This window comes from Pseudomonadota bacterium (assembly GCA_026388215.1).
Lineage (GTDB): Bacteria > Desulfobacterota > Syntrophorhabdia > Syntrophorhabdales > Syntrophorhabdaceae > JAPLKF01.
The window spans coordinates 1-14473 of the sequence record JAPLKF010000010.1 but is presented as its reverse complement, the minus strand read 5'-3'; the positions used below and the strand labels follow the sequence as shown (position 1 = coordinate 14473).

Genomic DNA, 14473 nt, shown 5'->3' with positions numbered 1-14473 from the left:
GTTAGCTATCAGCCCTTAGCTTTGCTTCCTTTTGAAATTCTTCATTCTACATTCATAATTCTTCATTGCCTTCTTCACCTGTCTATCTCCGGAATAACAATATCATAACTCCCCAGGGTCGCAATGGCATCTGCGATGAGTATCCCCTGTGCAAGAGAGGGGAAGGTCATCAGGTTCGAGAATGAAGGCACCCTCCATCGCATCCTGTAAGGCGTATCGCTCCCATCGCTCACGATATAGACACCGGTTTCACCCCGCGGTGATTCCACGGTATGATAAACATCGCCCTTAGGCGGTTTTAGCTTTTTTGGCACTTTCTCAGCTTTAAATGGTCCTGAGGGGAGTTTTTTAATAGCCTCCTCGATAATGCGGAGGCTTATTCCCATCTCTTTTATCCGGACCATGTACCGGTCCATATTATCACCGGATGTACCGGTAGGAATCTCAAAATTGATCTTGTCATATGCTGCATAGGGTTCAACCTTCCTTATGTCGAAGGGGATGCCAGTGCTCCTGATGACTGGTCCTGAGCACCCATACTTGGGTACCTTGCCTTGCTCCAGAACACCTATATCCTTAACCCTGTTGATGAAGATCACGTTCTTGGTGATGAGTTTCTCATATATCCCGAAACGCCCCTGCATCCGTTCAATAAACCTTTTTGTCATTTCGATAAACGTGTCGTCAATATCATTATAGAGTCCGCCAAAACGGAAATAGCAGTAGGTGAGTCTCGATCCTGTAATGCTTTCCAGGATATCAAGAATATTTTCCCTGTCGTCGAAGACATACAAGAAGGGTGTTAATCCACCAAGGTCCGCGAGAAATGCACCGACCCAGAGGAGGTGACTTGCAACCCTGTTCAGCTCGCAGGTGATGGTCCTTATGTATTGAGCCCGTTCCGGGACTTCGATGCCGCAGAGCTTTTCCACAGCCGTCACATGTCCGAGGTTGAAATTGAGCGCCCCAAGATAATCCATCCTTGCCGGATTGGGAAGGAACTGGAGATAGCTTCTATTCTCTGCCATCTTTTCATGCATTCTGTGGAGATAGCCCAGTACAGGCTCTGCACTGAGGATATATTCGCCGTCCATCTTCAGAACGACCCGCAAGACCCCATGTGTACTCGGGTGCTGGGGGCCCAGATTCATAAAGAAAGTATCTTCCTCTTCCTCGGGTTTGAAAGAATTGAGCAATTTTTTATCGTCTGCAGGCACGGGCACCTGCTTTTTTCGAAGCGGATAATGGTTGATCTCATCGTGCAGGAAGAGATATGTCAGATTCGGATGACCTTCAAAATAGACGCCGAAGAATTCATGGATCTCCCGTTCATACCAGTGTGCCATCGTATAGATATTGGAAATCGTCGGAGCCACTGGTTTGTTGGGCTCAACCTTCAACGTTACCCTGGAACGGCATAATTCCTTGTGATGATTAAAAAAATAGACGAGCTCGAGGTAATCTACATAATCGACACAGCATAAGTCTGCAAGATAAAACCCTTTGCCTTCAAAAAGCTCGACAACACTGACGATGTTCCCTTTCTGTGCCTCAATGGACAGATGATAACCTCTCTCTGCATAGGAGATTTCTGTAATATTGATATCAGCAATCTTTATCCTTAAAGCTTCTTTAACCTTTTCTACCATTTTGCCTCAGGAGTAGGGAACCTTCTCTTACCCGTAATCTTCTCTTCAAGCTTCATAAGCCCCTCAAGCAGCCCCTCCGGCCTCGGAGGACATCCGGGTATATACACATCAACAGGCACCAGGAGGTCAACACCTTCTATCAGATTATATTGTCCTTCAAACACAAAAGGGCCGCCCGATATGGCGCAATTACCCATTGCAATTACCCATTTGGGGGAAGGCATCTGTTCATAGAGGGTCACAAGCGTAGGCGCCATCTTTTTTGTTACCGTGCCTGATACAATCATGAGATCGGATTGTCTCGGTGATGCCCGGAAAATCCCTGCACCGAAGCGGTCTATATCAAAACGCGCCATGGCCGTGGCCATCATCTCGATGGCACAGCAGGCAAGCCCGAAGGTCATAGGCCATAGAGAATTGGCCCTTGCGAGATTGAGAAACTTTTCGGCAATGGCAAACTTTATTATTGGATCCTTCGTTTCCAGGTAAAAACCCCTTTCCCCCATGCATAAATAATTGCAAATGCAAGAATAAGAATAAAGATAAGTAACGAATAGAATTCATATGTCCTGTCACCCTTCGTATAACTCAAAGCAACAGGAAACAGATACAGTATATCCACGTCAAAGGCAATGAATATTAAAGCATAGACGTAATAAACAACGCTGTAGCGTATCCATGCGCCGCCAAAGGGTTCTATCCCGCACTCATACGTAGCAAGCGTCTTTTTTCCTCTTGTCCGTGGAGAGATCAGATAGGCAATGACAACAGGGGCTATGGTAAATAAAACTGCAACTGTTAAAAAAATGAGTACGTAATAAAATTCTGTCAGAGTATTCATAACGGCTAATAATATTTAACTATCGACAAACAATTGTCAATATAAAAACGCATAGTTTGTATTATTTTTCACGAATAACGCTGATATATGTGTAATTACTTGCTTTTTTTGTATTATTTTTCACGAATAACGCTGATATACGGGTATTCCTTGAGCCTTTTCAGAAATGTCTCCCATTTCTCATAAGGTACGTTTATGCTGTACAACCCCCTCGGCAATCTATATTTTTTTAAATGCAGGTTATTATCCCTGAAGGTCTTAAATGGCACATCCATGCACTTTGAAAGAATAGACACATGTATCTCTTTGCCCGTCTCGATAAGAATTTCATAAATCTGGACAGGTTTATACAGATCTTTCTCATCTATTTTTATTCCGTATCTCTCCCTGTTCAGGATAATCTCTTTTAATGCCATGATTCTGAATATGTACCTCTCGGTTTCCTGCGGTAGAAACAACTCAAAAAAATCCCTGGTGTTCTGATTCTCAATGGCCTCTCTTAGCCTGCCTGCGCCTGCATTATATGCCGCCATCGTAATAAGCCAATCTCCAAATTCCCCGTATAACTTTTTCAGGTGGGTCAATGCAGACCTCGTTGCCTTTTTCATGTTATATCGCTCATCTATATTGTCACTTACATATAATCCTTCCCGCTTTCCTGTCTCTTTTATAAACTGCCACATACCTGCTGCATTTGCCTTTGATACAGACCTTGGATTGAGGTAGCTCTCTGTAACTGCAAGATAAACAAGGTCAGATGGCAGAGACATCTTCTGAATCTCTTCATTAATCATGTTCACATATTTTAAATACCGTTTCACTACAATCGTTAATAGGCCCTTATTCTCGAGTAACTGAAAAAATTCCCTCTCGAACCTTTCCCTCACATCTTCCCTGTATATGGGTATCTTTTTATCACATAACGTAAGATACTCAGGTAGGGCATCGAGGTTAAAAATATCAACCTCTCTTTGCAATTTCATAACTTCCTTCTCAAGATCCCCTATCCTTTTCTCAGGTGCAATGCTCTTCTTCTGGGCAACCTGCGCACCTCCGTAAGAGCAGAAGGTGAAAAATAACATTAGAGTAAAGATAAGCAATGAGCAGCTGGTGACGAGCAATGGGTGTATTACTCGTTGCCTGGCATTTATTGCTTTGTACTTTCCACTATTCACTATTCACCAATCACTATTTTATTATGCTTCCCTCACCATTTTGTTAAGTATTGTCGCCCTGTTCCCCATACGTTCCAAAAGACCTTTAATGTCAACCTGTAAAGAACCCAAGCTCTCGTACCTTCTCTTATATATATTCTCAAGCTCTCTTCTCCAGTGTTCAATAATCTCAACCTCTCTTTTGTTCATCTCAATCTCAAACTTTTTTTTGAGTTCTCTCACAAGCTTTTCATCAATCTCCATATGACTTCTCCTTTTCTTTCATAATACGTCTGTATACCAATATGAATATGGTCACTGAAACAAGTATGATTGGTATTATAAGCTCTTCATATTTTTTTATGTCATGTACAAAGACATATACAACATTGGCAAACAGATAACCAATGAATGAGACAATAATACTCCATAGGATGGAATTCAAGATACTGAACAGGATAAACCTGGTTTTCTTCATATCTGTGCAACCTAAAAGTAATAGAATTAATGCCCTTATGCCGACCAAAAACCTTAAAATAAATATTATGAAATTACCGTATTTCTGGATTATTTTATTTGCTAAAGGGACCTTGCTGCTGAGAAACTCGTATTTTCCAATCTGCTTTCTACCAAAAATCCTTCCAAGAAAGAAGAACGTGCAATCACCAGCAAAGGTTCCCATAAAAGCCCACAGTACTACTCTATTTATATTCATATAGCCGAGCTTAGAAAAGATCCCCCCTAGCAGAACAGTTGTTTCTCCCTCCAAAAAGGTACCGATAAAAATTCCAATATAACCGTATTTTGCTATATATGCTTCCATATTTCTATAACTTTTAGCTGTCTGCAATCAGTCCCGCAGGGCGGGATCAGTCCCGTTTGTTGTTACATTCTATATATGTTTCTATAAATTGGTCAACAAGCATTTATAATTTTCTGTGCTATCCTGCCATAATGTCAGGTCTTCGCGCATTTTTATCCCTTCTTTCCCCTATTTTCATAAGAAGAATGCCAATCTCATAAAGAATGTACATTGGCACTGCGAGAAGCATCATGTTATAAATATCCGGCGTGGGTGTTATTACTGCGGAGGCTATTGCGATAAAAAGTATAGCAAACCTTCTCGTTTTTGTAAGGGTCTTTGATTTTAATATTCCCATTCTACCAAGAACCAGAAGAATAACGGGAACCTCAAAGGTAATGCCGAAGGCAAACATCATGGCTGTGCAGAATATGACAAACCTCTCAAGAGATATCATTGCTTTAATGGTACTGCTCTCATAGCTAACGAGAAATTTTATACCTGATGGTAGCACAATGAAATAGCAGAAGATACTACCGACATAAAAGAGCAGTATAGAAAAGAAGGCAAACATATATCCCTGCACTAATTTTAAACCAAGGACATTGCCAAATTCATGCAAGGCTAAATAAATTATAACAGGCAGTGCAAAGAAAATACCTGCGTAGATAGCTATTTCAACAGATGAAAACAGAGGCTCTGGAAGGCTCAGATAATAGACCTTAATACCAACCACCCTCAGGAGCAGTTGTATAAGTTCCTTCGAATAGATAAAGCTGATTATGCTTGATATTGCAACAAATATAAGGGCTTTATAAGTAAACCTTTTTAGCCCTGTTAAGAAATAGAAGATTTTTTCTCTTTCCATGGGAGCTCAATCTGAGAAGTACCGAGCGACACTATATACTTAAGTGCATCGTCAACCGGCATATCTAAAAATATCAACTCCTCTTCAGGTATTAAAATCAAATACCCCGATGTGGGATTTGGCGTTGTAGGTATAAAAACAGAGCATATGCCCTTTCCTTCTCCAGTCTTTGTGCGTTTTGTGATGAAGCCTATGGCGTATCTACCTTTTAGGGGAAATTCGGCAAGCACAACCTCTTTAAACGACCTTTTCTTCTCTGATGAGAAGGCATCCGTCATATCTTTAACAGAGCTATATATACCTTTAACAAATGGGATTTTCCTTAACAGTGTCTCGCCATAAGAAAGCAATGTTTTCCCGATATAATTGGATGCTATGATGCCCGTAATATAAGCAATTATAATAAACAAGAAAAAACCTGTCCCGGGGATGTAGATTTCTTTGCCTATAATTTTTAAGGTAACATTCTTTATAATAGGGGAGATTATTGCGTCAAACGATGAAACAATAAGATAGATTATATAAATAGTGACCAGGAGCGGTATAAGGAGCAAAAGACCTGTTACAAACTTTTTTTTCAAATGCTTTGCTATACCCATAATTGTTTAATAGTACAATCGAATACCGATAAAGTCAAAAGGGAAATCATTTTTTATTCTTGACCACACGCGGTACAGCTTGTTTCCCTTCCTCTTAAAAAATCGAGTTTACTTTTGACCCTTTGTTCTATAATCTTAATGCAAAGGATACAAATTATGAACCGGACTAAATGTTTTATCATGGGGGAATATCCCCATGCCTGATAAGTTTAACATCGAAATAATATCCGGCCTTTCGGAGCAGGAAGCGATTGATAGATTGAAGAAAGAAGGGTATAACGAGCTCCCCTCCACAAAAAGGCGCAGTATTTTTACTATTATATTAGAGGTTATGCATGAACCCATGTTTCTCCTTCTCATAGCTGGTGGTGTCATTTACCTTATATTGGGTGGTGTGCGCGATGCAATGATGCTACTCTTTTTTGTATTTGTTGTCATCGGTATCACATTCTATCAGGAGCGAAAAACAGAGCGTGCCCTTGAAGCACTGAGGGATTTATCCAGCCCGCGTGCGCTCGTCATCAGGGATGGCAAGCAAAAACGCATTGCAGGCAGGGAAGTGGTACGCGGTGACACTATAATCCTCAAAGAGGGTGACCGTGTACCAGCAGATGCTGTGCTCCTTCAATGCATAAATTTTTCAGTAGATGAGTCGCTGCTGACGGGTGAATCTGCCCCTGTGAGAAAAACCGATTGTGAAGGCAATATTGAGATGGGGCACCCTGGCGGTGATGATCTACCCTTCGTATATTCTGGAACCCTTGTGGTGCACGGGTATGGTGTTGCAGAAGTTAAGACTACTGGCATCAAAACAGAGATAGGGAAAATTGGCAAGGTGCTGCAAACTGTTGGGCCCGAGAAGACCTCTCTACAGATAGAAACAGGGAGGCTTGTCCGTAACCTTGCCTTTTTTGGCTTATCTCTGTGTACATTTGTAGTAATCATATACTGGTTAACAAGGGGCAGCTGGCTTAACGGATTTCTTGCAGGTATAACCCTTGCTATGGCGATTGTACCGGAAGAGTTCCCGATGGTGTTCACAATCTTTCTCGCCTTAGGCGCATGGCGTATATCTCAAAAACAGGTGCTCACAAGACGTGTGCCTGCAATTGAGGCGTTGGGTTCGGCAACAGCGTTGTGTGTGGATAAAACTGGCACTCTTACTATGAACAGGATGTCCGTGGCAAAAATTTTTTCTGATGGAAAATTATACGACATAAACAACATTAAAAAAGAACCGCTGCCCGAGATCTTCCATGAACTTGTCGAGTTCGGTATTTTGGCAAGCCAAAAGGATCCCTTTGATCCAATGGAGAGGGCTTTAAAGGAATTAGGCGAAAATACCCTCTCTAATACCGAACACCTCCACTATAACTGGGAGCTTGTGCGGGAATACCCTTTATCACAAAACCTGCTTGCCCTTTCACATGTTTGGAAATCACCTGATGGACAGGACTATGTCATAGCTGCCAAGGGTGCTCCGGAATCAGTCATCGACCTCTGTCATCTTGGTGAGAATCAGAAACGGTCATTATTCACACACGTTGGCGATATGGCAAATTATGGATTGAGGGTAATTGGCGTTGCAAAGGCGTCATTCAAACAGATCGCCCTGCCCGGGAAGCAGCATGATTTTACTTTTGAATTCTTAGGGCTTATCGGACTGGCTGATCCAATTCGTCCTGCTGTCACAAATGCTATCCAAGAATGTTACAACGCTGGCATAAAGGTCATAATGATAACAGGGGACTATCCCGACACTGCGAGACAGATAGCAAAGCAAATAGGTTTTAAGGATACAGGCGATGTAATCACCGGACCAGAGCTCTATAGCATGGATGACCCAACCCTCCAAAGTCGTATCAGGACTGCAACAATTTTTGCCCGTGCAGTCCCGGAGCAAAAGCTAAGGCTTGTCAATGCCCTTAAAGCGAACGGTGAAATTGTAGCAATGACAGGTGATGGTGTAAATGATGCACCTGCCTTAAAATCAGCGCATATCGGCATTGCCATGGGGGGACGCGGCACAGATGTGGCAAGGGAGGCATCAGCGCTTGTCCTACTTGATGATGATTTCTCGTCCATAGTGCAGGCTGTGAAGGCAGGACGTAGAATCTTTGACAACCTGAAAAAGGCAATTGCCTATATCTTTGCTATTCATGTACCGATAGCAGGCATGTCTCTAATCCCTGTTCTATTGGGCTGGCCACTTGTCCTCTTACCTGTCCACATTGTGTTTCTCGAATTGATTATTGACCCTGCCTGTTCAATTATTTTTGAAGCAGAACCTGATGAGGTAGGCATAATGAACCACCCACCACGAAACCCAAAAGAATCACTATTTGGCATTAAGACTTTAGCCTTATGCATCCTCCAGGGGGTAGTTGTACTTTTAATTATACTTGCCGTTTTTTATATCGCTATGTACCGTGGGCAGGGTGAATTAGATGCCAGGGCATTAACATTTTGCACCCTGATAATTGCAAACCTCGGGTTAATATTAACGAATCGCTCATGGTCACGTACAATAATTTCTACGCTACAAGCGCCGAATAAGGCATTATGGTGGGTTGTGGGTGGCACACTTCTCTTTCTCGGGATGGTTCTCTACTTTCCATTCCTGCGTGATTTATTCCGTTTTTCCAAACTACACCCCGTTGACCTAACAATCTGTCTGGGTGCCGGTGTATTGAGTATAATGTGGTTCGAGGTACTTAAGATGTTAAATAGAAGGTTCAAGGGCTCAAGGCTTGTAATGCCCTAGAATCTTAGAAATCTTAAATCTTGATATCTTTATAATCCCTGAGAGTTATTTGAAGAGGGCTTTAGAGAAATCTTTTGCATTGAAAGGCACGAGGTCGTCGAGCTTTTCACCAACCCCTATAAATCTTATCGGAATCTTCAATATATGGGCGATAGGCAGGATAAAACCACCCTTTGCTGTTCCATCGAGTTTTGTGACCACGATACCTGTTATATTAAGTGCTTCATCGAATTTTTTTGCCTGGGCAATTACATTCTGTCCGTTCGTTGCATCAAGAATAAGCATGGTTTCGTGGGGAGCTCCATCTATTTCTTTGCCAACAACCCTCTTTATCTTCTTCATCTCTTCCATCAGGTTTACCTTTGTGTGTAGCCTGCCTGCTGTATCAAGTATCAGTATGTCTATATCCCTTGCCTTTGCAGCCTTTGTTGCATCATAGGCTACTGCAGCAGGGTCTGAACCTTCCTTTTGTTTTATCACATCGATATCCAACCTTTTTGCCCATACTTCAAGCTGTTCAACCGCTGCTGCCCTGAATGTATCGCAGGCACCAAGCATGACCTTCTTTCCTGAATCACGATACATGCTGGCTATTTTAGCTATAGTGGTTGTTTTGCCCACACCGTTTACACCAAGTGCGAGTACTACAAAGGGCCGATTGCTATCTATTACCATGGCTTCCTCAACGGGTAGCAGAAGCTTCTCTGTTTCTTCTATCATAGCCAAGCCAATATCATCAGAAGTTTTTATCTGACCCCTTTTCCATTTTTCTTTTAAGGAATTTATGAGAAGTTCGGTAGTTTCAAGCCCTGCGTCAGAGAGAATTACAGCCTCTTCAATCTCATCAAACACGCCTTCATCTATAGTCTTTCCTTTTATAACCCATTCTATCCTTGTTACTAACTGATCTCTTGTTTTGGATAAACCATCTTTTATCTTATCAAATATACCCATTTATGGTCACACAATCGTTTCTATTAAGGTCTATCACTACCCGAAATTGCATCATAAAAACCCGTTCCAGTACTTAAATACTGTTCCATCTCATCTTCATACCATGATATTTGCTCTTCCATAAGTGTCTCAAGATTACCCATGTCTATTGTCCCTTCCATCCATATCTTTTCAATCTCCTGTATAGTCATAAGCGGGTAATGGTGTTTGTAATAATCCAGGTAGTCCTTTAGGGCCAAAAGTCCTGCCTTTTTATCCTTATTTAATAAAATAATTGCCTTATAACCGATGGTACGTAAATAGTAAATGTTGTCATTCATCTTCTCAGCTTCCTTTATAAGTCTTTCCGCATTTTCTATATCGTTCATTTTATAACTTACTATTGCAAGATACGTGAGGGAGATAGAGTCTTTCTGATTTTCTGACGCTTCCTGAAAGTGCTTCTTTGCCCCTTCATACTCTTTTTGCTTAAAGAGCTCTTTTCCAACAAACATGTTCTGTGAATAGATGAGATAGGGCCTTGAGCACGAAGCAAAAAAGAAAAGAAAAGTGGTTATTACGATTCCTGTGTATAGGGTTTTCCGCATATCTTACAAACCCCCTGTTCATTGATGATGCCAATGCATGTCCCGTCGCTGCAAAGTGTCCTGTCAGAAAAATCGTTTGTTTCCTCTTGTTCCTCCTCAAACTCCTCTCCGCATGCATAACAATAAGGACCAAGCCTTATTACAGTCCCGCCACAGTTTTTACATACAACAGTTTCGATTTCACTTGCACATTTTTCACATATCATGGCTCACCTTACTTTTTCGCTTTAATTATTTTTATAACCTTACCGTCCTCGAATTCAATATAAATAGTATCTTTATTATTTGGCATAATCTTCCATGAAGGCCTATATGTCCATACAATATGGTTGTCAGGTGTTTTGCTTACCATGTCCGGCTCTCCAAGCTTCTTTTTCACTTCTTCTTCATTCATGGATATCACAGTATTTTCCAAAGCAGGGTTGCCTGCCTTTTTGGTACTCTTTAGATAAGTACAGGAATAGAGAACAAGCATACAGAGCAGAATAGAGCATGTTTTTAAAAAGATTGGAGTTTTTGCAGTTTTCCACAATTTTTGTGGAAAAGCTGTGAAAAAGTCGTAGGGAAGTGCCTCTAACTTATTGATATTGTATATTATTTTATTGTTACGCTTAATACCCGTGCAATTAAAAAAACCAATGTTATCAAGTATTATTTGAAAAACTGAATATGTTAATATCTTCTTTCTCATGCAAATTAAGTTAGCACGAATTATCAAAATTATCAACGGGTTATATTCCTACATTTTTTGCTGCCTTCTTTAGCCGTTCCATCATGGCTTTACCAAGACCCACTTCTGGTATCTTCTCAGCATAAATAATATCAACGTCTTCACGGTCTAATTCTATAAGGTATGAAAAGAAGTTTGCGGCTGCCTCTCTCATATCACCCCTCTGAGATAGGTATTTTACGTACTTTGATAGAGGGGTTTTTTCAGTTTTTTTAAATGCAAGAAGGGAGGAGTTGGCTATTTTTACTTCACCAGGGAAACTCACAATCCTTAATGGTTTATGAGGGGCATAGTGATATGGCAACTCACCTGGCACCTCACATTGGCCATCCTTTTTTTCTTCATGTATAACTTCTGCTATTTCAGAAAGCTCCTCTAGACTCACAGCCCCATGTCTTCGGATATAAATCTTGTTTTCTTTAATTGATATTATTGTAGATTCTATACCAAACGTGCTACTACCTCCATCCAGTATTAATGACAGTTCATTTTCGAACATTTTTGCAACATGTGCCGCCTTTGTAGGGCTCATGTATCCAAAAGGATTGGCGCTTGGCGCGGCTATAGGGTTTCTTAAGGCCCTTATCAGGTTTAGTGCTACTGGGTGGGATGGCATCCTCATACCCATAGTTGGAAGACCGGCAGTTACAATATCAGGTATAACATCCTTTTTGTTTAGAATTATCGTCAGTGGACCTGGCCAGAATTTGTCAATTAACCTTGTGGTCTCTGGAGGAATGTTTTCCGCAAACTTAAATATCCAATCTTTCTCGCCAATATGGACTATAAGTGGATCAAACCTCGGTCTCTTTTTAATTTCAAATATCTTTGCAACTCCATAAGGGTTTAGTGCATCTGCCCCAAGACCGTAAACGGTCTCTGTAGGAAAGGCAACGACATCTCCTCTCCTCAACAATTCAACGGCTTTTTCTATCGACGTCGGTTCAAAACCGTTCAGGATTTCCATGGGAGAATTTTATTCTTATATAGAGAAGTTATCAAGTGTTAAAGTCTTAAATTGGTGAAGGCCGCGAAGTGAATAGTCTTTTACTAACTGCTATTCACTGTTTCTCGGGTGTTTCTTTATCCTTGTCATCTTTTGGTGTAATGTCTATCTCATCGGGTTCTTTCATTGATTTTTTAAAACTCTTTATACCCTTCCCGATTGCCCCTCCTATTTCTGGAAGCTTGCCTGCCCCAAAGATAATCAGGACTATAACCATTATTACTATAAGCTCAGGCATACCAAGACCAAACATGTTTTACCTCCTAATATAGAAATATCACTTTTCGATTATCATAGTCAAAGAGTTAAATTTTATTACTTCAAAAAACTTCCTTGTGATAATATGTACCATATATATGTAAGAGTACATTTTAAGGGAGGCATTTTAGCCCTGTTTCCCCAAATACTATTTACAAGGCATACCTCTTCTGTTAGCATCAACATTGTGGGAGTCGTTCTACTGATCCTTTTATTAATTCCCCTGTCTTTACATAGTACAATCAAATCGGAAGACTGTTTTGAGTGCCATAATAATTATAAAGGCTTTGCACATAGAGGTATTTCCTGTGTCGATTGCCATGATGACATAAGTTCTATCCCCCACAAAGAAAAGCTTTTAAGGCCATCATGTGAGACGTGTCACAAAGAGATTACAGAGATATACAGCAAAAATATTCACGAAGCAAAAAGGCTTGACTGCAAGGGTTGTCACGATGTGCATTTCCTCGATAAAGAAACGAAGGGCTGCACGTCATGCCACACAACTATTACACATAAATCGTTGCCTTCAAGGGAAAAGCACTTGGGTGTGTTGGAGTGCATTGCGTGTCACGGGAAAGCGGTAACGAGCGAGGTCGAGGTTGGAATACATATAAAAGAAGGTAAAGCGGTAAAAAGGCAGACATTTGACCTTGATGGCAACAACATGATAGACGGGGGGGAATGGGATAACATTCAAACATTTCTCTCAAAAAATCTAAAAGGTGCATATAGAATAGATGTAAAATATTATTCAAAGGGTAGTGTGCACGGAATTACCCAAAAACCAATAGCCTGTAAAAACTGTCATACAGACAGAGGGCTATTTAGTGATGCACGATTGAAATTCTCAGGGATTATCTCCTATGAAATTCCCATTGAATCAAAGATTTTCATTCCCAAACTTCCCTCCATAACGAAATACAAGGAAACGGTGCATGGAAAGAAGGGGATTGAATGTTATGACTGCCATATCTCTCAAAAGCATATTAATGACAGCATATGTATCAGCTGCCATGATGAGTTGTATGGAATTTACAAGGACACCCCCCATGCAAAAAAGGGTGCTACAAAGTGTACTGATTGCCATAATCCTCATAGCATAAAAGCATATAAAGAGTTTGATTCAAAGGAACGGCTTACGGTTTGTTCAAGATGCCATAAAGATTATATCAACAAACATAAATGGCTACCCAATACCATCATGCATTTTGACCACCTTGAGTGTTCCACCTGTCATAGCCCAAATTCTACAAAAAGTATCGTGTTATATTTTGGCATTAGAAAAGGCGATAAGGACGTAGCACTCACATATGATGATTTGACCAACATATATGGCAAGGATGTAAAGATAAAAGGTTTTATTGACAAGGATATGGATGGTACCATTATCTCAGAGGAGCTGGCAACATTTTTTGTTGAACTAAAAAAGAAATTGCAAAAAGACCTGTTTATAGGGAGTTCTATTATTGTTACAAAGGTCTATCACGATCATTCCGTAAAAAGATCAAAAGAAAGGGTATGCACAACATGCCATTCTGAACACGCCCCCTTCTACGACTCGATGTTCCTTATCCTGCCGGAAAAGGGACAGCATGTTTATATACCAATAAAAGGTACAATATTATCGGCATTCCCCGTCTCCACCTTTATTGATATATGTCTTCTGGGAGAGGAGAGGATAAAAACAGAAGATTTAAACAAATTGTTTAAGATGGGACAGAAAGAGCGTATCGAATACATGAAGGAACTGGGCTTTAAATGGATTGACATATCAGGGATTGCGCTTATAATTATTGTCCTGTTTCTCATTATAATGCACACAGTAGCGAGGGTTATATTTAAACGATGAGCAGGCCTTACCTGTATCCATTACCAGTAAGAATATGGCATTGGATAAATGCCCTAATTATCATAACGCTTACCATTACGGGGATAGAGCTGAGAATCCTCGGAAGCGGTCTATTCCTCAAGTACGGTCATATTGTGTCACTTCATAAGTATTTAGGTTTTGCCCTGCTCGCTTCCTACATCTTTTGGTTTTTCTACTACCTTTTGAGCGGTGGATTGAAGAGGTATTATTTTATTCACATAAAAGATGTTAAAGGTATGCCCAAACGGGCCTTATTCTATATATTTTATATGTTTAGGGGTATGAAAAATCCTTTCACGCCATCCATAGATGAAAAATTTAATCCCCTCCAAAAACTTACATACCTTTCCGTTATGCTTGTACTTATGCCTGTCATTATTATCACAGG

At 40.6% G+C, this 14473-nt stretch carries 17 protein-coding genes and 1 pseudogene; 3 read left to right on the top strand and 15 right to left on the bottom strand.

Annotated features, from left to right (window positions below; translation table 11 throughout):
• Positions 1-74: 74 nt before the first annotated feature.
• The 9 genes and pseudogenes from NTU69_00700 to NTU69_00660 form a co-directional block, all read right to left on the bottom strand.
• Positions 75-1151, bottom strand: a complete 1077-nt coding sequence (locus NTU69_00700) for an NADH-quinone oxidoreductase subunit D (protein MCX5802049.1) — start codon at positions 1149-1151, stop codon at positions 75-77.
• Between the two features lie 87 nt (positions 1152-1238).
• Positions 1239-1649 (bottom strand): annotated as a pseudogene (locus NTU69_00695) (NADH-quinone oxidoreductase subunit C).
• Complete coding sequence (gene nuoB, locus NTU69_00690; protein MCX5802048.1) at positions 1643-2155, bottom strand: NADH-quinone oxidoreductase subunit NuoB; 513 nt, start codon at positions 2153-2155, stop codon at positions 1643-1645. Before nuoB ends, NTU69_00695 begins: the two are co-directional and overlap by 7 nt.
• The gene (locus NTU69_00685) at positions 2113-2490 is read right to left on the bottom strand and encodes an NADH-quinone oxidoreductase subunit A (protein ID MCX5802047.1); all 378 of its coding nucleotides are present in this window, start codon (positions 2488-2490) and stop codon (positions 2113-2115) included. The genes nuoB and NTU69_00685 overlap by 43 nt, the downstream gene beginning before the upstream one ends.
• A 113-nt stretch (positions 2491-2603) precedes the next feature.
• Positions 2604-3473 (bottom strand): lytic transglycosylase domain-containing protein, encoded by an 870-nt coding sequence (locus NTU69_00680; protein MCX5802046.1) that lies wholly within the window; start codon positions 3471-3473, stop codon positions 2604-2606.
• Between the two features lie 213 nt (positions 3474-3686).
• Positions 3687-3908 (bottom strand): hypothetical protein, encoded by a 222-nt coding sequence (locus NTU69_00675; GenBank protein ID MCX5802045.1) that lies wholly within the window; start codon positions 3906-3908, stop codon positions 3687-3689.
• A complete protein-coding gene (locus NTU69_00670; GenBank protein MCX5802044.1) occupies positions 3898-4467 on the bottom strand; it encodes a DedA family protein in 570 nt (189 codons plus the stop codon). The genes NTU69_00675 and NTU69_00670 overlap by 11 nt, the downstream gene beginning before the upstream one ends.
• A gap of 118 nt (positions 4468-4585) precedes the next feature.
• The gene (locus tag NTU69_00665; protein ID MCX5802043.1) at positions 4586-5314 is read right to left on the bottom strand and encodes a twin-arginine translocase subunit TatC; all 729 of its coding nucleotides are present in this window, start codon (positions 5312-5314) and stop codon (positions 4586-4588) included.
• Complete coding sequence (locus NTU69_00660; GenBank protein ID MCX5802042.1) at positions 5284-5913, bottom strand: DUF502 domain-containing protein; 630 nt, start codon at positions 5911-5913, stop codon at positions 5284-5286. Before NTU69_00660 ends, NTU69_00665 begins: the two co-directional genes overlap by 31 nt.
• 196 nt (positions 5914-6109) lie before the next feature.
• Here NTU69_00660 and NTU69_00655 point away from each other — a divergent pair, with 196 nt between their 5' ends.
• The gene (locus tag NTU69_00655) at positions 6110-8677 is read left to right on the top strand and encodes a cation-translocating P-type ATPase (GenBank protein ID MCX5802041.1); all 2568 of its coding nucleotides are present in this window, start codon (positions 6110-6112) and stop codon (positions 8675-8677) included.
• 45 nt (positions 8678-8722) lie between these two features.
• On the opposite strand, the gene ftsY is transcribed toward NTU69_00655, so the two are convergent.
• The 6 genes from ftsY to NTU69_00625 form a co-directional block, all read right to left on the bottom strand.
• Positions 8723-9631: a signal recognition particle-docking protein FtsY gene (gene ftsY, locus NTU69_00650; GenBank protein MCX5802040.1), complete on the bottom strand. Its 909-nt coding sequence runs from the start codon at positions 9629-9631 to the stop codon at positions 8723-8725.
• Between the two features lie 23 nt (positions 9632-9654).
• Positions 9655-10218: a hypothetical protein gene (locus NTU69_00645; GenBank protein ID MCX5802039.1), complete on the bottom strand. Its 564-nt coding sequence runs from the start codon at positions 10216-10218 to the stop codon at positions 9655-9657.
• Positions 10188-10424: a hypothetical protein gene (locus tag NTU69_00640; GenBank protein ID MCX5802038.1), complete on the bottom strand. Its 237-nt coding sequence runs from the start codon at positions 10422-10424 to the stop codon at positions 10188-10190. The genes NTU69_00645 and NTU69_00640 overlap by 31 nt, the downstream gene beginning before the upstream one ends.
• A gap of 8 nt (positions 10425-10432) precedes the next feature.
• Positions 10433-10909 (bottom strand): hypothetical protein, encoded by a 477-nt coding sequence (locus NTU69_00635; protein MCX5802037.1) that lies wholly within the window; start codon positions 10907-10909, stop codon positions 10433-10435.
• A 40-nt stretch (positions 10910-10949) separates the two neighbouring features.
• The gene (locus tag NTU69_00630) at positions 10950-11915 is read right to left on the bottom strand and encodes an L-threonylcarbamoyladenylate synthase (protein MCX5802036.1); all 966 of its coding nucleotides are present in this window, start codon (positions 11913-11915) and stop codon (positions 10950-10952) included.
• 94 nt (positions 11916-12009) lie between these two features.
• Complete coding sequence (locus NTU69_00625) at positions 12010-12207, bottom strand: twin-arginine translocase TatA/TatE family subunit (protein MCX5802035.1); 198 nt, start codon at positions 12205-12207, stop codon at positions 12010-12012.
• A gap of 192 nt (positions 12208-12399) precedes the next feature.
• Here NTU69_00625 and NTU69_00620 point away from each other — a divergent pair, with 192 nt between their 5' ends.
• Both NTU69_00620 and NTU69_00615 read left to right on the top strand, forming a co-directional pair.
• Positions 12400-14064: a cytochrome c3 family protein gene (locus tag NTU69_00620; protein MCX5802034.1), complete on the top strand. Its 1665-nt coding sequence runs from the start codon at positions 12400-12402 to the stop codon at positions 14062-14064.
• Positions 14061-14473, top strand: a 413-nt coding sequence (locus tag NTU69_00615; GenBank protein MCX5802033.1) for a cytochrome b/b6 domain-containing protein, incomplete at its 3' end; no start/stop codon positions are given. The genes NTU69_00620 and NTU69_00615, both read left to right, overlap by 4 nt.